We start from the raw sequence: 18,196 nt of genomic DNA on the forward strand, positions 1-18,196 counted from the left end.
GGTGAGGGATTGGCCGATCTGCCGGCCGGTGGTCAGGTCCCACACCCGCACGGTCCGGTCAGTACCGCCGGTGACCGCCACGGGGCGGCCGTCGAGCTCCGCCGTCGCCACCGCGTCCACCTCGCCGGTGTGGCCGGTGAGGGGTTGGCCGATCTGCCGGCCGGTGGTCAGGTCCCATATCCGCACGGTCCGGTCAGTACCGCCGGTGACCGCGACGGGGCGGCCGTCGAGCACCGCCGTCGCCATCGCCAGCAACGCATCGGTGTGGCCAGTCGGAATACGACGCACGGACCGGTCGAGCTGGGAGCCGGTGGCCCACTCGACGCCCCACGGTGCGGCGGGTTCGTCCTCCACCGGTACCGCGGTGATCAGTGCCGACAGCTCCCGGTCCCCGTAACGGGCCGCATCCAGCGCCAGCAGCTGTCGGCGTACCCCCGCAGTGACGTCACGATGCAGGTCTGTCGAGGCCCGGTACACCGACGCGGCCAATCGCGCCGCCGGACCCGACGCCGCATCCAGCAACGCCATCACCGATCCCGGGTCCGCGTTCACCAGGAACCCCGGATCGGCCAACCGCTGGGCGGCCACGGCAGATTCAGCACACGGGCGGATATCCCGCAGATCATCAGACATGACCGGCACAGTAGCCGTACCCGACAACACAGCACCGCAGAAAGCACGACCGCCAGGCCCCCGCCCGCACATGGGCAGGGCACCGCCAGGACGCGAGCGCAGGCACACGAACACGAAGCGTCACCATTGCACATTGCGCAGGCCCCCGCCTGGACCTCGCCGGTATCCTTTAACGCCTATCCGCGCGAGTTCTTAACGCCCTCTGAGTGGGCTGCCGTCGCAGGTCCAGCGGTAGGGCTTGGCGTCGTGTTCGTCGTAGGCCAGGACGAAGGTGTCGATGGCCGCGGCCAGTTCGTCGCGGGAGGCGAACCGACCGCGGCGTAGTGGACGTCGGGTCGGGGTGGAGAAGAACAGCTCGACCTGGTTGAGCCGGCCGGCGTGTTCGGGGGTGTGGTGGATGTTGAAGCGGGGACGGGTGACCGGCCAGGCCTTCGTCGTCTTCGCGACGTGGGATGAGCCGTTGTCCATGAGCAGGTGGATGCTGGTGCCGGCGGGGACGGACTCGTCGAGTTGGCGCAGGAAGCCGATGAAGGTGTCGGCGTTGTTGCGGTCGGTGTGCTCGGTGAGGACTTGGCCGGTGCGGACGTTCAGGGCGGCGATGATTGAGACGGTGCCGTGGCGGATGTACTCGAACTCCCGGCGGGTGCGCTGCCCGGGGCGGCCGGACCGGTCGGGGTGTTTGCGGGAGCGTGCGGTGATCCCGGTCTTCTCATCCACGCTGATCACCACCGCGTTCGCGGGGCAGGTGCGGTCCCACGCGTCGATTCGCGCGATCAGCGAGGCGGGCAGCGTGTCGTCCTCCGCCCAGGGATAGGTGTCCACCTCTTCCGGGTGCAGGACACACGGCTCGGGGAGTTCGTGCTCCCCCGAAGCAGGGGCACTTCGGGCGGAGCGGCGAGGAAGCCTTCCGCGCGCTCGGTCTCCCGTGTCCGTCGCCACCGCAGGCGGTAGCGGCGCTCCAGGTACGGGCCGTGGATGTGGGGGCAGCGGAAGAGCTGCACCAGGTCTGCACCGCCGGGCCCGCTGGCAAGGCCGGGGATGTCACGGCGGAAGAACTGGGCCAGCCCCACGAAGGGCACCGGACCGTCCTTTTCGGGAGTTCCTGCGCGGGGCCATGGCCGGCTCGGCGGCCAGACGCCTGCCGCTCGGGCACTGCGTATCTCCTCCGGTGCGTACCCCTCGCTCTCGCGCTGGTGCGGCTCGTGGCAGAGCGGCCATGGTTCGCCGTCCGGCCACAGCATCCGCCCGCCGACGTGACTGTCGTGCATGCCGGGCCGCCCCTCTGGGGTGCAACCGGGTCGTCCGGGCCCGGTACGGGGCCAGCTCCGGGAACACGGCCTCCACGGACACCGGCCTGGCCGGCCTGGTCCTCGCCATGCGCAGACCGTACGCGGCCGGGCAAGGGCTACGCGAGCGGACTGCCGCGAGCCCGGTGCGGCACCCCGACCGACGACCGAACCTCGGCTGTCGCCCTGACCTCGTAGTTCAGAGAAGCCGCGACCGAGCGGCACACCGTGCCGCTGCACCAGGTCCACGCCGCCGACGGCGGCCGGATCCGGCAAAAACGCGTCTGCGAGCTGGACGGCGCGGACGTGCCGTTCGACGACGTCGCCCGCGGCTACGAGGCCCCGAACGGACGCACCGTCGTACTGACCCACGCCGACCTCGCCGACCTCGCCGACCTCGCCGACCTACCGCTCTCCAGCTCCAGAGAGATCACCGTGCTGGGCTTCCTCGACGCCGACCGCGTGGCCCCGGTCAACTACGACAAGGCCTACTACCTCGGACCATCCAACCCCGCCGCCGCCCGACCGTACGCGCTGCTGCGCCAGGCCATGCTGGAGGCCGACCAGGTCGCCGTCGCCCGCGTGGCGATCAGGACCCGCGAGAGCCTGGCCGTCCTGCGGGTGCGCGAGGACGTCATCGCGCTCCAGACCCTGCTGTGGCCGGACGAAATCCGCTCCGACGCCGGCATCGCCCCGAAGGCGTCCAGCTGCGCCCCGAGGAGGTCGCGCTGGCCCGGAACCTGATGGATGCCATCACCGAGGACTTCCACATCGAGGCCGAACACGACGAGTACGCCCACGCCCTGGAGCAAGTCGTCGATGCCCGCCTCGCCGGGATCGAACCCCCGCACGCCCCCGAGTCGCGAGTCCTGCCGCCCGGCGGAGCGGTCCTCGACCTCACGGCTGTGCTGGAACGAGCCCTCGCCGCCGCCCAGGAGCGGCACCCGAAGACCGGCGATGCCGTGAAGAACACCAGCACCACCAAGCAGACCGCCAAGAAGACCGCGGCCCGCAAGAGCACCAGGAAGGCCCTGCCACCGAAGGCCGGCGGGGGTGGCCCGAGGCAAGGGGCCGACCGGGCGCGCATGACACGGCCGGGCTGCCGGTGCACAAGTGCCCGGGTAGAGGGCCGGCCCCGACAAACCGGGACGGCCGGTCGACCTTCGGATCGACCGGCCGTTTCGTTTTCCGTGGACGCCGGTCAGTTGGCGACGACGGTGGCCGCGGCCCCGCCGCGGTCGAGCTCGGCGTCGTAGATGTGCACGACCACGTTCACCGAGGACCTGATCCACGTGTCACCGGGCGAGGTGACGCCCACCGGAATGGTCACGGTCTCCCCGCCGGTGCAGGGGAGCTGGACCGAGCCGCGGCCCGATACGGCGGATTGCGTGGCCTGGACGGTGATCTTGACCCACTCGAATGCCGGGAGGCACCGGTAGCTGACGGAGACGTTCAGTGTCCGCCCGGCATCCGCGACGGTGGCGCCGTTGACGCCTATGGAGAGTCCCCCGGCGCTCGCGGGCGCGGCTGCGAGGATCGTGCTCGCCATGGCAAGGGCGGGGACGGCCAGGAAACGGGCGAACTTGGTACGGGTAGATGCGCTCATGACAACCTTCTCTCCGGCAGTGGCAACGGACGGGATGGGGTGATCGAGGGGAGCTTCCGGGCCCCCATGCTGCGGTCCGCCACTGACTCGGGAGTCAAAAGAGTCGGTGGATGTCTGGAATGACACCGCGATGTGGCGTGGAGTCGCCACAAGCTCAGGACGGCTCGCCGTAGCCGTTCTGGTGGGCCCAGGCGACAGCCTCGGTGCGGGTGCGGGTGCCGATCTTCGCGAACAGATGGTTCACATGTGTCTTCACGGTGGACTCGCCGATCGGCAAGTACGGCTCGATGAACGTCCACTGCTCGTCGGTGAGTTGCCTGCGTGTCACACAACGTCCTACCGGATCCCGCTTCCGGGCAAGCACGAAACCGCAATATTGATCACGACGTCACACAGGCCCTAGCTAGTGCTGTGACCGCATAGGTTCGCCGGGTTGGCGCTGGCGGGCCCTCGGCCGGTTGGATGTCGCGAGACGTTCAGCTTGGAAGGGGGCCCGGTGGCAGAGCCGGTCAGGGTTCGCAGACTCACCGACCAGGAGGGGCAGCAGTTACAGAGGATCGTGCGTCGGGGCAGCACGAACACGGTGCGGTATCGGCGGGCGATGATGCTGCTGGCCTCGGCCGGCGGCAACCGGGTCCCGGTCATCGCCCAGCTTGTGCAGGCGGACGAGGACACGGTGCGGGACGTGATCCACCGGTTCAACGAGATCGGCTTGGCCTGCTTGGACCCTCGGTGGGCGGGAGGCCGTCCCCGCCTACTCAACCTTGACGACGAGGACTTCGTCGTCCAGACGGCCACCACCCGCCCGACCAAGCTCGGCCAGCCTTTCACCCGCTGGTCCATCCGCAAACTCCTGGCCTACCTGCGCAAAGTCCACGGTCGGGTGATCCGCATCGGCCGTGAGGCCCTGCGCTGCCTACTCGCCCGGCGAGGCGTCACCTTCCAGCGCACCAAGACCTGGAAGGAGTCCAGCGACCCCGAGTACGACGCCAAACTCGACCGGATCGAGCTCATCCTGGATCGCTTCCCGGACCGCACGTTCGCGTTCGACGAGTTCGGCCCGCTCGGCATCCGCCCCACCGCGGGCAGTTCCTGGGCCGAACAGGGACGGCCGAACCGGCTGCCGGCGACCTACACGCGGACCCACGGTGTCACATACTTCCACGGCTGCTACTCGGTCGGCGACGACAAACTCTGGGGCGTCAACCGCCGTCGCAAGGGCACGACGAACACCCTGGCCGCGCTCAAGTCGATCCGGGCCGCGCGGCCGGACGACGCCACGGTCTACGTGATCCTGGACAACCTCTCCGCCCACAACGGCAAGAGGATCCTGCGCTGGGCGAAGAACAGCAACGTCCACCTCTGCTTCACCCCGACCAACACCTCCTGGGCCAACCCGATCGAGGCGCACTTCGGACCGCTGCGGCAGTTCACGCTCGCCAACTCGAACCATCCGAACCACACGGTCCAGACCCGCACGCTGCACGCCTACCTGCGCTGGCGCAACGCCAACGCCCGCCACCCCGACGTCCTCACAGCCCAGCGCAGAGAGCGCGCCCGTATTCGCAGCGAGAAGGGCCTCCGCTGGGGAGGAAGGACGCTCACCGAAGCGGCGTGGGCAGGATCGCTCACCCGAAGACCTAGACCGGCACGCGGACGAAGCCCTCGGTCCAGTGGTCCTCATCGAGGTCGTACTCTCCGATCTGGAAGCAGTCTGGCTCGTCGGCGACGCCCGGTAGAAGACGCGCGCGGCGCATCCGCTCTTCGGCGGCGGCCTCGGAAGAGTAGATGCCGAGCAGCTTGACGTCGTCGCCGTCCTGCTCGTCGATGAACACGACCCCGTCGTCGAGGTGAATCGTCTCGTCGTTGGGGCCGGCTTCGTTCTGGTGGCTGATGTGCCAGAGGGGATAGACCTTCACGGGCGCAGGCTACCCCGGGCCCAACCGGTGAACGTTCACGGTCAGAGCAACTAGCTAACCCTTCGCGCGCCTGAAAGCGCTTTGACATGGGGTTTGTCGGAGGCGGAGCCTCCGTTGTCGCGGAGATGCAACTCGTCTGAAGCTATTGCATGCTGGAATGAAGTAAGGAGAATGAGAGCGCCGCAGCAGCGACTGCAGGGCGCTCCCTCCCGAAGCTGCCGTGGCGCTGGTGGACGGAGTTTGGGGGTGTGTCGCGCGTCGGGCAGTTCCCCCTTATGCCGCAGTGGACTTGGGGCTGTGTCACTATCCCGCCATGGCCAGGCGTGCTGTGCTCGACCCTGGGGAAACCAGGTCGCCGATGAGTGCAGTGGACGCGACTATTGGAGGCCAGGAGCATGGAGATCAACCATCACACACCTGTTATAACCAATCGAGGCGGACCGGTACTCGATGTAATCGGAATGGGTTCCGATAAAGCGTTCTATCACAAGGAGTTTAACCTCGACAGGTGGCTCCCTTCACAGACTGGCTGGGATCTTCTGGGCGGCAATTTCACTAGCAGGCCAGCAGTAGCCTCGTCTTACCCGGAAAGTCTCGATATAGTCGGTGTCGCCCCTGACGGAGCGATGCACCACAAAGAAAAATTGCCGCACGGCAGTGGGTGGTTCCCGCCAGATATCAGCTGGGATCTCATCGGCGGAGGGTTCACCAGCGGACCAGCCGTAACCTATCTGCCTTCTGGCCGCTTCGCCGTCTTCGGGCGTGGTCGCGATGGAGCGATGTACCACAAAGCCAAATTTAATGGCATCTGGGAACCATCCCAGACCGGCTGGGACGCCCTAGGCGGGAGGTTCATCAGCACGCCAGCAGTATGTAGCCGCAGTGACGATTGGCCGTTTGACATCATTGCGCTCGGTCTCGACGCCGCGATCTACTACAAGCTAGGCGGGGACCCCAACGGACCGTTTGAGCCGCCAGGGCTCATCTGGGACTTCCTCGACGGGGATTTCGCCCACGACACGGCGGCCGGGGGCGGCCTTGCCCTCCCTCCAACGATAACCGCCAAGGGTTTTGACTCTTTTAGTATTGTGGGGATAGGCAGTGATAGAGCGATGTACCATAAAGGAAGAGTGGCGCGGACGTGGTATCCATCGCAGACTGATTGGGATCCCCTGGGTGGCAATTTCACCAGCCCGCCGGCCATAACCTCATGGGGAGATCCACGTCTGGATATTGTTGGACTCGGCAATGACGGCGCCATGTATCACAAGTCATGGCAAACCGATCGGTGGTATCCGTCGCAGGATGGCTGGGAACCCCTGGGAGGAAGCTTTTCCAGCCAGCCGGCGATCACCACTTGGGGCCCTGGGCGCCTGGACATCGTGTGTATAGGACCCGACCACGCGATGTACCACAAGGCATGGGACGAAGGTGTTGGGTGGCAGCCGTCGCAGATCGGTTGGGACTTTCTTGGCGGCATCTTTTCTTGATCCGCCAGCACCATCGACCCGAGCCTCCTCACCTTGATGACGGCTCCGCCCACCGCGCCGCCATCGGCCAAGCCACGGTGACCGCCGATGCCGTCGGCAACCTCACAATCGAGGTTCACCCGGGGCTGGCGTCGCTGGCCAGCGGGGAGGAGGCTGCGAAGCGAAGGCAGCGGCAAGCACAGCTGCCGACTTCGTGCCGTCATCCCCAAGAGGGCATTACGAGGCGCAACGTCGACGCTGGCTAATACTCCAGCTGTAGATCGCGATCATGGTTGCTCGACCGGTGATTACGGTGGATCGGCTAGTTGCAGACGGGCTGGCTGACGGGGTGGATCAGGGGTCGGCTGAGCGGGCAGCAATGCCCCGGTGAGCATCATCATCAAGTTCTTCGTGGCGCCGGACGACAAGGCTGCGGCGGCAGTCGTGGAGCACGGGCCCGGCGAGGCCTTCGAGTCGCTGGTGTTCGGCAACTTCGATGTTGAAGAGGCGATGATCGAGTGGGAGGGCATCCTCACCGGTCGGAGCTTTGAAGAACTCGTCGAAGCCGATGAACCGGCGGTCGTCGCCGACCCCGGCGACGGAGAGGGCCCTATGGTCCTGGCTGCTTCCACAGCCCTGCAGGACGCGCTCGCCGTTGCCGACACGCCGAGGCTTGTCGAGGTCAGCGAGCTGTGGGCTCAGGAGCGGGCAGCGGAGGGCGAGGTCTTAGACCCGGAGGTCGCGCCCGGGTGTCAAGGGACAGTGGGATCTGGCTCTGGCGCGAGTTCCGTGAAAGCTGCCCGCAGATCTTGATGGTTGGCGATCATGTCGGGTGTCTGTTGCTGATCTTCTGGCCGTCTTGTTCCCCCAGTTTGCGCTGCTGCACGTCGAGTTGGTCAGGTCGATGGGCCGGTCGGTCCGGGTGCATGCCCGAGGCAGGACATCGGGGGCGTCGTGCACAGGCTGCGGAACCTGGTCCGATCGGGTCCACAGCGGCTACGAGCGGCGGATCAGCGACACCGCGGTCTCCGGGCAGGAGTTGGTGCTTCACCTGCGGGTCCGCCGGTTCTTCTGTGACAGTGCCGAGTGCGGGAAGCGGACCTTCGCCGAGCAGGTCCCGGGCCTGACGTTCGTTATGGGCGGTGCACCGTGTCGCTGCGGAAGGTCCGCGAGACCGTCGCCCTCGCACTCGGCGGCCGGGCCGGCGCCCGGCTGGCCGCGTATCTGTCGGACGGGGTCGGCCGGGACGCCCTGATACGCCTGATCCGCGCATTGCCCGACCCGCTGACCGGGAAGGTCCGGGTGCTCGGCGTCGACGACTTCGCCCTTCGCAAGGGCCACCACTACGGCACGGTCCTGATCGATATCGAGGGCCGCCGCCCCGTCGAGGTGCTACCAGAGCGGTCCGCCAACGCCCTGGCTGACTGGCTCACCGAGCATCCCGGGGTCGAGGTCGTCTGCCGCGACCGTGCCCGTTACTACGCCGACGGCGCGGACCGTGGCGCCGGCACGGCGACGCAGGTCGCGGACAGGTTTCACCTCTGGCAGAACCTCGGCGAGGCGGCCGAGCGGCTGGTCGCCCGATTGCGCCCGCAGTGGGTCCCACCAGCGCCGGAGAGGGAGAAGGTGGTGCTGCCCGAGGGACGGCTGGCCCGGCGCACCCGCGAGCGCCACGCCGCCATCCACGCGCTGATGGACAAGGGCATGGGGCACGGCCAGATCGTCGCCGAACTGGGCCTGGACCCGAAGACGGCGCGGAAGTTCATGCGGGCCGCCACCGCCGACGAGCTCATAGGAACGGGGCCCACCGGCGGCCGGCAGACCAGCCTGGACGGCCACGCCGCCTACCTGATCGCCCGGTTCAACGAGGGCTGCACCAGCGCCGACCGCCTCCACCGAGAACTCGCCGAACGTGGCCTGACCGTGAGCGAGCGGACCGTCCGCCGCTTCATCCACCGTCTGCGCGACAACGCCAAGCCGACCACCCGCCCGCCGATCCCCAAGGTCCGCGAGGTCACCAGGCTGATCCTCACCCACCCCGACAACCGACCCGAGGCCGACCGTGTCCTGCTGAAGGAACTCCGCAACCGCTGCCGTGAATTGGACGAGGCCTGTGTCCTTATCGCGCGGTTTGCCTCGATGCTCGTCAACCGTCGCGGCCAGGAGGAACTCGAACACTGGACCGCGGACGCCGAGGCCAGCACCCTGCCCGAGCTGCGAGGCTTCGCCAACGGCCTGCGCAAGGACTGGGACGCGGTCATGGCCGGCCTCACGCTCCACTGGAACTCCGGCCCGGTCGAGGGTCACGTCAACCGGATCAAGATGGTCAAGCGCCAGATGTTCAGCCGAGCGAAGCTCGACCTCCTCCGAAAGCGGGTCCTTCTCGCGACATGAGGTGTCAGCGCCCGTCTGTACTCTCCGGAGCTGACCGTCGTGAGAGGCGAGGAAAGGGGTGCCCGTGCAGATCGCCGGGCTCGACCTGTACGTGAACCACCCAGTTATCGCGCTGGGGTCCTCAGAGTGGATCCCGGCGTCCCTCGAACTCGGCGGTCGGGCGGCCGCAGCCTGCGAGACCCACTTGGTTGTGCGAGTACAGCCGCAAACCTCCCTGGTCAGAGTGCGGATCTTTCATGCCGATCCCGAGAGCGTTGCCGGTCCCGGCCTCGGGTTCACCACCGTGTTCAGCGGGCCGCTCCTGCTGCCCGACGGGCGGCTCGTCGTCGGGGACATCATGGGACAAAGCCGATTCACGACCAGCCTGCTCGGACCAGGCCTCCACCGGGCGCGCGTCGACGTAGATGACGCAGTTGGGCATGCACATGTCGTCGATATCACCGTCGCACGGGATTCGTAGAAGCCTGGCCAGCGCACCAGATCACGGAACTCGCGCTAGAGCCAGTCTGCCGCGTCCGCTGACACCCGGGATCCTCGGCGATCTGGCTGGGCTGGCTCGAGCTATCGGCAGGCGGGGCGGCGGCCTGTACTGCTGGGTCGCGTAGAGACGGAGGCGGCCACCGTTGATCATCGTGAGTTGTGTCGACAAACGAAGATCAGCCGGTGGCCGTGGGCCACAGCGTAGACCCTGCCCGGTGGCAGTCGGTATTCGAGGACCTGATGGCCAAGGTCGCGGGCCGGTTCACGCGAGTGGAGCCTCGTCGCCGGGCGCGGGCGTTCGTGCTGGGGCTGCTCGCGGACCTGCCGAGGAAGAACTGCTGGACGATCACCGAGCACGCCGGCGACGCGAGCCCGGCTGGCATGCAGCATCTGCTCAGCCGGGCGTCCTGGGATGCCGACCAGGTCCGTGACGACATACGGGACTTCGTGGTCGACCACCTCCGCGACGAGGACGCTGTGCTGGTCGTCGACGAGACCGGGGACCTGAAGAAGGGCACCGCGAGCGTCGGGGTTCAGCGCCAGTACACGGGCACCGCGGGGTCGGTACAGTCGGCGACAGGACGGTTCACTGTCGAAGGCACCAAGACGCTGCAGAGGGAGAGTCCGAAGGCCAAGTTCAAGATTCGGCTCGATGCCTACACCGGGGGCAACGAGGCCGTCTTCTGCCTGGAGTTCGCGGTCGACTTCGCGACACAGCCCTCCTGACCTGCAAGGGCACCCATCCGGGTGCGCCGGAGGCGGCTCCCCCGTATGGCCATCCCCGTAGCCCTGGTCCGGTGTCGGGGATCAATCAGGCAGCAGTTACTGACTTCGGCGCTTCAAGGTGGCGGTGAGAGATCGAGGGAGAGTCCGGCTCCGGCGAGGAAGCCATCGAGGATGTCGGGGTGGTACTTGACTCGGTTGGACGAGTGTCGGCGTACGAGTCAACATGCACCACCTCGTACGAGTGACTGTGCACCAGAGTTGATGCGGTGAACGGCTGTTGTCCGTGAGCCTGCTGTCGTCGGTTTCGGGAGGCTGTGCTTTACGTAGGCAAGCAGGGCGTCTCGGTTGCGGCTCGCCCACCGCCGCCCACCGTGAGGGGGGTGATTGTGTGCGGGACGGGCAGACCGGCTGGTGGGTGGAGCTGCCCCCGGCAGCGGGAACAATGGTGATGGCGACCGGGATCGTCTCCATCGGGCTGCACTTGGTCGGGCAGGAGGCACTCTCCCGGATTCTGCTCGTCCTCGCCGCCTTCGCGTGGCTCGCGCTCGCTGTCGACTTCGTGCGGCGGCTGATGCGCGACCGAAACCGGTGGGAGACTGAGGCGGAGACGCCGCCCGCGCTGACCGCTGTGGCCGCGCCGACCATCCTCGGGACCTGGTTCGCACTGCTGGGGCGGTCGATCGTCGCCGTCGCCGCGCTGGTTGTAGCGGTACTGGTCTGGCCGGTGCTGCTCACGGCGGTGATGCGGCACTGGCGGCGGCGCTTGCCGGGCACGGTGTTCCTGGTGTGTGTCGCGACACAGGGCCTGGCAGTGCTGGGCGGATCGCTGGCCGTCTCGCTGCCGTCCGGGTGGCTCGCCTGGCCGGCGCTGGTCTGCTTCGGGCTCGGGCTGGCGCTCTACCCGGTCGCCTTCGTCCGCTTCGACCGCGGCCAGGTTCGGACTGGCGCGGGCGACCAGTGGGTGGCGGGCGGGACGCTGGCGATCTGCGCACTCGCCGGGTCGAAGCTGCTGGTTGTGCCCGCCTGGCGCGGCACCGCCCTGCACGACGCGCTGCGTCCACTCACGCTCGTCGCGCTCGCGTTGTCGGTGGGCTGGTACGCCGTCCTCGTCTTCGCCGAGGTGCGCTGGCCGCGTCCGCGCTACGACATGAGGCGGTGGGCGACGGTCTTCCCGATGGGTATGACGGCCGTCGCCACCCTGTCCGTCGCCGACGCCGCAGCCGTGGGCTGGCTGCGGACGCCGGGCCAGGTACTGCTCTGGGTCGCCCTCGCCGCGTGCGTGCCCACACTGGTCGGGTGGTCAGATACGCGGCCGCCCGCCCGCGGTGACCTCTACAGGGACGGTGGCTGGAGCCTGCGGCTGCCCGCCACCTCGGCATGCCAGGGATACTGACGTCGGCGCTTCAATGTGATGGCGGTGGTAGGTCGAGGGAGAGTCCGGTTCCGGCGAGGAAGCCGTCGAGGACGTCGGGGCGGTACTGGAGTCGTTTGAGTCGATTGCGGACGAGCGTGGCAAGTCGGTCCAGGGCGACGTTGGCGAGGTTCGCGAGGCTGTGCTTGACGTGGGCCCACAGGTACTCGACCGCGTTCAGCTCGGGTGCGTAGGCGGGCTGGATGAACACCGTCAGCCATTCCCGCGCGCTGATCAAGTCGCGCATGGCATGGGAGACGTGGGTGTTGAGCCGGTCCCAGACCAGCACGAGAGGCGCCCTGACCAGCTGGTGGATTCCGTCGATCAGAGCGATGTAGTCGTGCTCGGACAGGCTGCGGCGTTCGCCTTTGCGCCCGGTATGGCGCCGCAACCGGTGGCACAGCCGGGTCCGGGAGCCGGGGCGCATCGCGAGCAGTCCGGCGACCGAGACCCGTCCGGAGCCGCGGCCGGAGACCTTCACGACCGGGGTGATGCCGCGCCGTCCCACGTGCGTCCCTTGGGCGGCCTGCGGGTGAACCCGGCTTCGTCTTCGAAGCAGATCCATCCGTCGCAGGCCGCCCGGGTGCTTTTACCTCCGTCCAGGTCGCCTCCTTCCACGTGGTCACGGCCCGCTCGTCGCGCTCGGCGGCCCGCCGCGCGGGGACCGGCGGGGTGAAGCCGAGCCGATGCATCAGGCGGGTGGCGCCCGAGACGCTGTAGGACACGTGGAACTTCCGGCCGATCAGCGTGGCAACCCGCGCGCCGGTCCACCCTGGTCCTCGTCCCAGCCGTGGGCGGCCGGCCCCTGCTCGAGGTAGGCGCCGAGATTCTCCTGGCAGCGCGTGAACAGCTTGCAACGCTGGCCGCTCGCACCTCGTGAGGCCAGGGCCTCCGCCCCGCCCTTCGTCCACGCCTGGTGCCACTGGTAAGCCGACTTCGAGCTCACCCGCAGCCTGCGGGCGACCTCCAACGGCCCCAGCCCATCGGCGAACAACCCGGCAGCCTCCAGTCGCACCGCCTCGCGGCGCTGCCGACCTTTCGCCGTCAGCCCGCCCCCATCCACATATCGCATACCAACGGCATAGCGCGCAGATGACCGTCAGTCAGCTATACGAACAAGCCAATCACCCCGAAGCGCCGAAGTCAGTAACCACGGTTCCATTGATCCCCGAGGGCGAATGAGACCCGGCTCGCGGTCTTCTGCCGGCTCTCCGCGGCGATTCGCATCTCGTGACCGAGGCGTCGAATGTCACGCTACGCAGAGCCCCTGCTGTCTGACTCGGCCGGACGACAGCAGTTTCGGCGGCGCGCCGAGGGTCTCCGCCGCCGCCCGTTGCTCGGAGTGGGGTTGGGCGAGATCGGTCCGACTCTGTCATTACCAGCCGGCTGCCTCGATCACGGCGGCGGCGGCCTCGCCGACCGAGCGCCTGGTGGCATCGACCGAAAAGAAGCATCGACTCCTGCCCGATCGAGGATCCCTGCCAGTTCGCCGGACCTGTCCAGGTGCCATCGCAGTGCTTCGGGTTGGTTCTCGTGGCGACGCGAGAGGCGTTCGTGGATCACCGGCAGCTCGGACTGGAGCCGACACACCGAAAGGCCCATGCCAACCGCGCCGCCGCCCCTGCTTCCGTTCGTCCCAGTCCTCAACCACACCGGCGAGGACCAGCCGGACCGCACCGGCATCGCGGTAGTTGGCGACGACGCTGCGCAGGTCCCGCTTTCGGAGCCACCACTCCGGCCATAACGCAGCTTCACGAGATGCTGGAAAAGCTTCCGGCACCCATCCGTGCCTGGCACGAGGTGCGCCGCAGCTGGCGCGAGACAGGAAACGGCCGACAATAGGGAGAATTTGTCGATTCTTCGGGATTGACACGGGATCAAGGAATTCAATTCCCGCGATCGATCGACACCGCCCTGGATGCTCGGAGAGTCCATCCCGAGGGAACGCTTGGCGGGCTTCGGGCGACATGGCCATGATTCGTCCCGATGAAAACCTCGCGCAAATGGATACCCACCCGAGGAGATTGTCAGCGACCATGTGGCAGCAGATCGCGCAGCCCTGCTCGAAAAGCAGGATGCGGATGCTGCTCAGTGCCGCACCCCGGCATCTCAAGCTTCTTGAGCTGCCCGCCGACGATGTGGGAGAGCAGCGGCACCGGGAGGGCGTCGGGCCAGAGGCCGGTGCGCTTGCCCTCCGTGAGCACCCGGCGGAACGCGCCGGTGGATCCCCTGAGGCTTCGGCCGTTCGCCTTCAACTCGTCGGCATCGCATTCGCCTTCGCCCTCGACGACCTGGAGCAGGATCTGCTGGGCCCGGGGCGGCAGGCGGTCGTAGTACGAGCGGGCGCGCTCCGGGGTCCAGCGGTCGTCGGGCACCGCGGTCACGACCGCCGTCGGCGTGGTGGCGAGGGCGAGCAGCTTCTCCAGCACCTCGGGGGTCGGATTCTCCACGGTGATCGTGATCTTCATGGCGAACACCTTCGCAGCTTGGTGGGCTGAACACAAATAACCTCGGAAAACGTGTCACAGACGATGCCGGCACCTCGGGCTCGGCTTATGTACCAAGGCATGTATCGCGTCCTCTAACTGGATTTAGAGGACGCAACACAGGGCCCGGTACAGATAGGCTGTCCCGGACGGATCATCAGCCCGCCGTGCCGGAAGGAGAGCGCCCGTGGATGCCGAGGCGTCGGACGGCCTGCCCGCCCTGGTGGAGCGCTCCACCGAGGTCGTGGTCGGCGAGCTGGTGGACGACGGTCAGGCGCTCGCGCCGTTCGCGCACGCCGGGGTCGACCCCAACGAGACGCTGACCGAGGACGCGGCCGACGACCTCGCCTCCGCTCGGCCCGCGCGCACCAGCCAGACCTACGCCGAACAGTGGCGCTACTTCGCCCGCTGGTGCGCCGACAACGGCCGTCACCCCGGGCCGCGCACCAGCGAGGCGAACATGGTCTCCTACGTCTCCCACCTCCGCCGCCGCGGCGGCCGCGACGGCACGGGCGCTCCCGTCAGTTCCCTGCGCCTGGCGATGGCCGCCATCCGCGACGCCAACGCCCGTGCAGGGTACGAGAACTGGCCCCCGAAGAAGGCGACCGCCGAACTGATCCGCAAGCAGGCCGCCGAACACGCCCGCGCCCGCCGCACCCCGAAGTCGAGCCCCCCCGTCGACGCCGCCCGCATCGCCCACCTCCAGCAGGGCACGACCGCCGACACCCCGCTCGCCCGCTGGCGCGACCTCACGATCCTGCACCTCGGCTACCGCACCCGCGCCCGGCGCTCCGAACAGGCGGCCTACCGCATCGACTCCGTCGCCTTCGAGCACCTGGAGGACGGCACAGAGCAGATGGTCGTCGGCAAACGCACCAGCAAGAGCGACCACTGGTCCACCGGCCGCGAGTACGTCGTCCGCGACCCGGTGGCGATCACCGTCGTCCGCACCTACATCTCACTGCTCGCCGAACTCGGCCAAGCCGAACCGCAGTTGCCGCTGCTGCGCGGCATCACCCGCTGGGGCCGGCTCATACCCGTCCCCGCCTCCGGAACCGGCATGACCGGCCACGCGGTGAACCGCGCCTTCAAGCGCATGGTCACCCGCACCCCCGGCTTCGACGCCAAGAACGCCACCAGCCACGGCCTGCGCGCCGGCGTCCCCGCCGACCTCGCCGCCCAGGGCTACAGCGCGGCGGAGATCCTGGTCATCACCGAGGACTGGAAGTCCACCACCATGGTCGAGAAGTACGCCAAGGCCGGCCTCCGCCGCGCCGGCAAGGACAACCTCGGCCGGGCCCAGCAGGCACTCGACGACCTGGTCGTGCCACCGCCGACCGAAAGGACGGCCGCTGTCGAGCGACCGTGACCACACCGAATACCCAGACCGGGCCATGTCCGACCCGATCGGAACGATCGTGGACCTGGTCGCGGCCATCGAACCTCACGGCTATATCGCCGTCTCCGAGCACCTGCTCTGGACGCAGTACGACGGTGCCAGCAACCTCGCCGCCTACAACCCCGAGCACCCACCAACCTGGTGGGGCCGCTTCTTCGACTACCTGTGAGTCCGCCCCGAGCAGCTCTACACGGCAGGCATTCGGATAGTTCCAATACCCGACGTCACCATTACACGTCCGACTCCGCCTTCAGCGCCAAGCCATCGACACCCTCAGCAACGTTCTCACCCCGCAGACGGCAGCGTCGAGCCCGTCGACAGCGACGACCCGCCACCTTGTGCGAAGCCCGTCCACTGAGGTTGCCATCAACCATTGCCGTCAAGACGTGCAAGGTGCCCCGCCAGAAAGGGTTCTGGCGGGGCACCTTGCACGAAATAACTAAGCCCCTAGCGATGGGAAGAGATCGCGATCCTCCCAATTGTCATCAAATGCCTCAAGCATCGATTCATAGAACCTCATGGCTCGAAGGTCCACTTTTTCGGCCTTGTCGAGAAACATATCCTCGACCTCTTTCCTCAGCCATGGCCATCGGAATCTGAATCCATAGAATTGAACGATCTCGCAGGCCGCATAAGCTTGACCAGAATGGAGCGCCCAGAGAATTGCCGACTTTAGCCCCTCAAAGTCTCCGTGCACTTCAGCATTGTTAGCAATCCGCGCCAATATCGGGTCAATAACCAGCGTCGACTGACTCTCATCAAGAAGAAGAGAGATCTCGGAGAACTCTCTAATTAGAGACTGGGCCGCCCCAGAATGGGGCGCATCTTCTGCGCTCATCCGCCTATTTCACCTGCCTTCCGCGAGCCCTGCATCAACCTACCAGCGCTCCTTGTAAGTCTTCGTCCCTACGTCGAAGCCCGCGCCTCTGAAAGCCTCCTCAGCCGCATTTCGAGCACTGTCTCCACTGGGCTGATAGTGGCCCGACCGGTTATCCATCTCCTTTAGGCGGCCACTATACATTTTGAATTCTCCGGCAGCCACTACGTCGGCTCCCTGCGCAAGATCAATATGGCCATACTGGCCGCCGAGTCGCGTAACGCGAAGCTCACCACCAGGCATCACCACGTAGATGAACTTTCCAGTGGCGCCTTGCAGACTCCCCAGCGACATCGGCGTCATGGGGTGGACAGGGTCATTCGGCTCCAAATTAGAAAACCTGTCACACGCACTATTGTGCACGAGCACCGGCGTATTTCCAGCGAGTACATAGTACGTGTGGAGGTCTGCGACCGTCAGGTTGTGGGCGACCTGGGGTTGCGTCGTATAGGTGTGGGCTGCGACGACCACGAGCGGCCCGTGGCCCGGGGTGAGGAGGCTATGACCCGTCTGAAGATCCTCGGCCAGGATCCACTGCCGGGCGGTGTCGTCCCAGTAGGGATGATGGGCGGTGGATACGAGGTTAACGGGAGCGCTCGAGGGTCCTTCCGTGCCAGATGCTGACAGAGTGAGTTCTGTGAACCGCGTGTCGTCAGGGGTGACGATCTTGTCGGTGACCGTCTTTTTTGCCGTCTGACCGGATTGCGGATCTGTCGCCGCAACGATGTCACCAACACCGATATCCCCGATCGGCTTGGTGGTTCCGTCGGCCATGAGCACGAGGGTGTCTGGCGGGAAGCTGTCGCAAGAAGGTCGGCTTCCCACAGACTTCGATGCCGGTCGACCGATGGCCTTGGCAGCGGCTTTTGCGTTGAGGGCGCCGTTCAGCACCTCGCCAGGGCCGAATGGGGCGAAGTTCTCAAACTCCCAGCCCATCCGCTGGTCCCAGAGCGTGTTGTAGGCGTTGGACTTGGAGCAGGCGGCCACGACCTGGCAGGCATTGAGTGCCGCCGCTCGATACTGGACTTGGTCCTCCTTCTCCGCTCCGGGCTTGCCGAAGCGAGTGTGGTCCCTGAAGAGGTTGTCGAGGTTCTTGACGGTCTGCTTCAGAACGCTCTGGTAGTCCGGAATCTCAGGGAGCCCGATGCCCCCGGGAAGATAGGCCAGCACGGACTTACTGATCTCGACAGTCCAGCCACCGTCCTGGAGACCCCAGGCTTCATTGACGAGATGACCGTCCGTCGTCCGGCATGCCGCCGTGCCGCCGCAGGTGCCGTCGGGGCGGAGCCCGCTCGGGTCGGAGAGGTTGACGGGGTTGTTGTTGCTGTAGGCGTAACCGTTGATCTGTTGTGGGTCGGTGAGGTCGAGGACGGGGTCGACGGAGATGAAGCGTCCGTTGGCCGGGTCGTAGTCGCGGGCTCCGAGGTGGGTGAGGCCGGTGGTGGCGTCGTTGGTGCCGCCGACGAAGCCTCGTTCGGTGGGCCAGGTGGCCGGCTTCTTGCCTCGGGGG

The 18,196-nt window shown here is 67.1% G+C and carries 17 protein-coding genes and 4 pseudogenes; 11 read left to right on the forward strand and 10 right to left on the reverse strand.

Going from position 1 to position 18,196, the window contains the following annotated elements:
- Positions 1-633, reverse strand: a pseudogene (locus tag ACIQOV_RS02765) (hypothetical protein); the annotation flags it as partial.
- A gap of 192 nt (positions 634-825) precedes the next feature.
- Entirely contained in the window at positions 826-1,455 is a 630-nt protein-coding gene (locus ACIQOV_RS02770; protein ID WP_401044090.1) for an IS630 family transposase, read from the reverse strand.
- A 692-nt stretch (positions 1,456-2,147) separates the two neighbouring features.
- Here ACIQOV_RS02770 and ACIQOV_RS02775 point away from each other — a divergent pair.
- Entirely contained in the window at positions 2,148-2,663 is a 516-nt protein-coding gene (locus ACIQOV_RS02775) for a Ku protein (protein ID WP_401044093.1), read from the forward strand.
- A 457-nt stretch (positions 2,664-3,120) separates the two neighbouring features.
- Here ACIQOV_RS02775 and ACIQOV_RS02780 read toward each other — a convergent pair whose 3' ends face one another.
- Both ACIQOV_RS02780 and ACIQOV_RS02785 read right to left on the reverse strand, forming a co-directional pair.
- Positions 3,121-3,525 (reverse strand): hypothetical protein, encoded by a 405-nt coding sequence (locus ACIQOV_RS02780; RefSeq protein WP_331768554.1) that lies wholly within the window; start codon positions 3,523-3,525, stop codon positions 3,121-3,123.
- Positions 3,526-3,679: 154 nt separating this feature from the next.
- A complete protein-coding gene (locus ACIQOV_RS02785; protein WP_331768555.1) occupies positions 3,680-3,853 on the reverse strand; it encodes a LuxR C-terminal-related transcriptional regulator in 174 nt (57 codons plus the stop codon).
- A 168-nt stretch (positions 3,854-4,021) separates the two neighbouring features.
- Between ACIQOV_RS02785 and ACIQOV_RS02790 the strand changes: the two are divergent.
- The 8 genes and pseudogenes from ACIQOV_RS02790 to ACIQOV_RS02825 form a co-directional block, all read left to right on the forward strand.
- Positions 4,022-5,140, forward strand: a pseudogene (locus tag ACIQOV_RS02790) (IS630 family transposase); the annotation flags it as partial.
- Positions 5,141-5,839: 699 nt separating this feature from the next.
- A complete protein-coding gene (locus tag ACIQOV_RS02795) occupies positions 5,840-6,934 on the forward strand; it encodes a hypothetical protein (RefSeq protein ID WP_331768557.1) in 1,095 nt (364 codons plus the stop codon).
- A gap of 366 nt (positions 6,935-7,300) precedes the next feature.
- The gene (locus ACIQOV_RS02800; RefSeq protein ID WP_331768558.1) at positions 7,301-7,726 is read left to right on the forward strand and encodes a hypothetical protein; all 426 of its coding nucleotides are present in this window, start codon (positions 7,301-7,303) and stop codon (positions 7,724-7,726) included.
- Positions 7,727-7,817: 91 nt separating this feature from the next.
- The gene (locus tag ACIQOV_RS02805) at positions 7,818-8,168 is read left to right on the forward strand and encodes a transposase family protein (protein ID WP_401044119.1); all 351 of its coding nucleotides are present in this window, start codon (positions 7,818-7,820) and stop codon (positions 8,166-8,168) included.
- Entirely contained in the window at positions 8,063-9,307 is a 1,245-nt protein-coding gene (locus tag ACIQOV_RS02810; RefSeq protein ID WP_401044097.1) for an ISL3 family transposase, read from the forward strand. Before ACIQOV_RS02805 ends, ACIQOV_RS02810 begins: the two co-directional genes overlap by 106 nt.
- A gap of 58 nt (positions 9,308-9,365) precedes the next feature.
- Positions 9,366-9,767 carry a hypothetical protein gene (locus tag ACIQOV_RS02815; protein WP_401044099.1) on the forward strand — a complete coding sequence of 134 codons (402 nt, stop codon included), beginning with the start codon at positions 9,366-9,368 and terminating at the stop codon, positions 9,765-9,767.
- Between the two features lie 260 nt (positions 9,768-10,027).
- Positions 10,028-10,360: pseudogene (locus ACIQOV_RS02820) on the forward strand (transposase); the annotation flags it as partial.
- A gap of 568 nt (positions 10,361-10,928) precedes the next feature.
- Entirely contained in the window at positions 10,929-11,906 is a 978-nt protein-coding gene (locus ACIQOV_RS02825) for a tellurite resistance/C4-dicarboxylate transporter family protein (protein ID WP_401044122.1), read from the forward strand.
- 10 nt (positions 11,907-11,916) lie between these two features.
- Here ACIQOV_RS02825 and ACIQOV_RS02830 read toward each other — a convergent pair whose 3' ends face one another.
- From ACIQOV_RS02830 to ACIQOV_RS02845, 4 genes and pseudogenes are all read right to left on the reverse strand, one after another.
- The gene (locus ACIQOV_RS02830) at positions 11,917-12,405 is read right to left on the reverse strand and encodes a transposase (RefSeq protein WP_401044102.1); all 489 of its coding nucleotides are present in this window, start codon (positions 12,403-12,405) and stop codon (positions 11,917-11,919) included.
- A 184-nt stretch (positions 12,406-12,589) separates the two neighbouring features.
- A pseudogene (locus ACIQOV_RS02835) lies at positions 12,590-12,649 on the reverse strand (transposase); the annotation flags it as partial.
- 17 nt (positions 12,650-12,666) lie between these two features.
- On the reverse strand, positions 12,667-12,996 hold the full coding sequence (locus tag ACIQOV_RS02840) for a helix-turn-helix domain-containing protein (RefSeq protein ID WP_401044105.1): 330 nt from the start codon (positions 12,994-12,996) through the stop codon (positions 12,667-12,669).
- 955 nt (positions 12,997-13,951) lie between these two features.
- Positions 13,952-14,392, reverse strand: coding sequence for a hypothetical protein (locus tag ACIQOV_RS02845; protein WP_401044108.1), 441 nt, complete (start codon positions 14,390-14,392; stop codon positions 13,952-13,954).
- A gap of 205 nt (positions 14,393-14,597) precedes the next feature.
- Between ACIQOV_RS02845 and ACIQOV_RS02850 the strand changes: the two genes are divergently transcribed.
- Complete coding sequence (locus tag ACIQOV_RS02850; RefSeq protein ID WP_401044111.1) at positions 14,598-15,779, forward strand: hypothetical protein; 1,182 nt, start codon at positions 14,598-14,600, stop codon at positions 15,777-15,779.
- A gap of 25 nt (positions 15,780-15,804) precedes the next feature.
- Complete coding sequence (locus ACIQOV_RS02855; RefSeq protein ID WP_401044113.1) at positions 15,805-15,978, forward strand: hypothetical protein; 174 nt, start codon at positions 15,805-15,807, stop codon at positions 15,976-15,978.
- Positions 15,979-16,248: 270 nt separating this feature from the next.
- On the opposite strand, the gene ACIQOV_RS02860 is transcribed toward ACIQOV_RS02855, so the two are convergent.
- Together ACIQOV_RS02860 and ACIQOV_RS02865 are read right to left on the reverse strand one after the other, a co-directional pair.
- A complete protein-coding gene (locus ACIQOV_RS02860) occupies positions 16,249-16,647 on the reverse strand; it encodes a hypothetical protein (protein ID WP_401044115.1) in 399 nt (132 codons plus the stop codon).
- 39 nt (positions 16,648-16,686) lie between these two features.
- A partial coding sequence (locus tag ACIQOV_RS02865) for a polymorphic toxin-type HINT domain-containing protein (protein ID WP_401044117.1) occupies positions 16,687-18,196 on the reverse strand: 1,510 nt, incomplete at its 5' end.

The sequence above is a fragment of the Kitasatospora sp. NPDC091257 genome (assembly GCF_044757675.1).
GTDB classification, from domain to species: domain Bacteria; phylum Actinomycetota; class Actinomycetes; order Streptomycetales; family Streptomycetaceae; genus Kitasatospora; species Kitasatospora lactacystinica.

Coding starts and splice junctions, on each gene's coding strand:
- ACIQOV_RS02840 (WP_401044105.1), bottom strand. CDS start 12,996: ATGCGATATGTGGATGGGGGCGGGCTGACGGCGAAAGGTCGGCAGCGC.
- ACIQOV_RS02855 (WP_401044113.1), top strand. CDS start 15,805: ATGTCCGACCCGATCGGAACGATCGTGGACCTGGTCGCGGCCATCGAA.
- ACIQOV_RS02780 (WP_331768554.1), bottom strand. CDS start 3,525: ATGAGCGCATCTACCCGTACCAAGTTCGCCCGTTTCCTGGCCGTCCCC.
- ACIQOV_RS02795 (WP_331768557.1), top strand. CDS start 5,840: ATGGAGATCAACCATCACACACCTGTTATAACCAATCGAGGCGGACCG.
- ACIQOV_RS02845 (WP_401044108.1), bottom strand. CDS start 14,392: ATGAAGATCACGATCACCGTGGAGAATCCGACCCCCGAGGTGCTGGAG.
- ACIQOV_RS02860 (WP_401044115.1), bottom strand. CDS start 16,647: ATGAGCGCAGAAGATGCGCCCCATTCTGGGGCGGCCCAGTCTCTAATT.
- ACIQOV_RS02805 (WP_401044119.1), top strand. CDS start 7,818: ATGGGCCGGTCGGTCCGGGTGCATGCCCGAGGCAGGACATCGGGGGCG.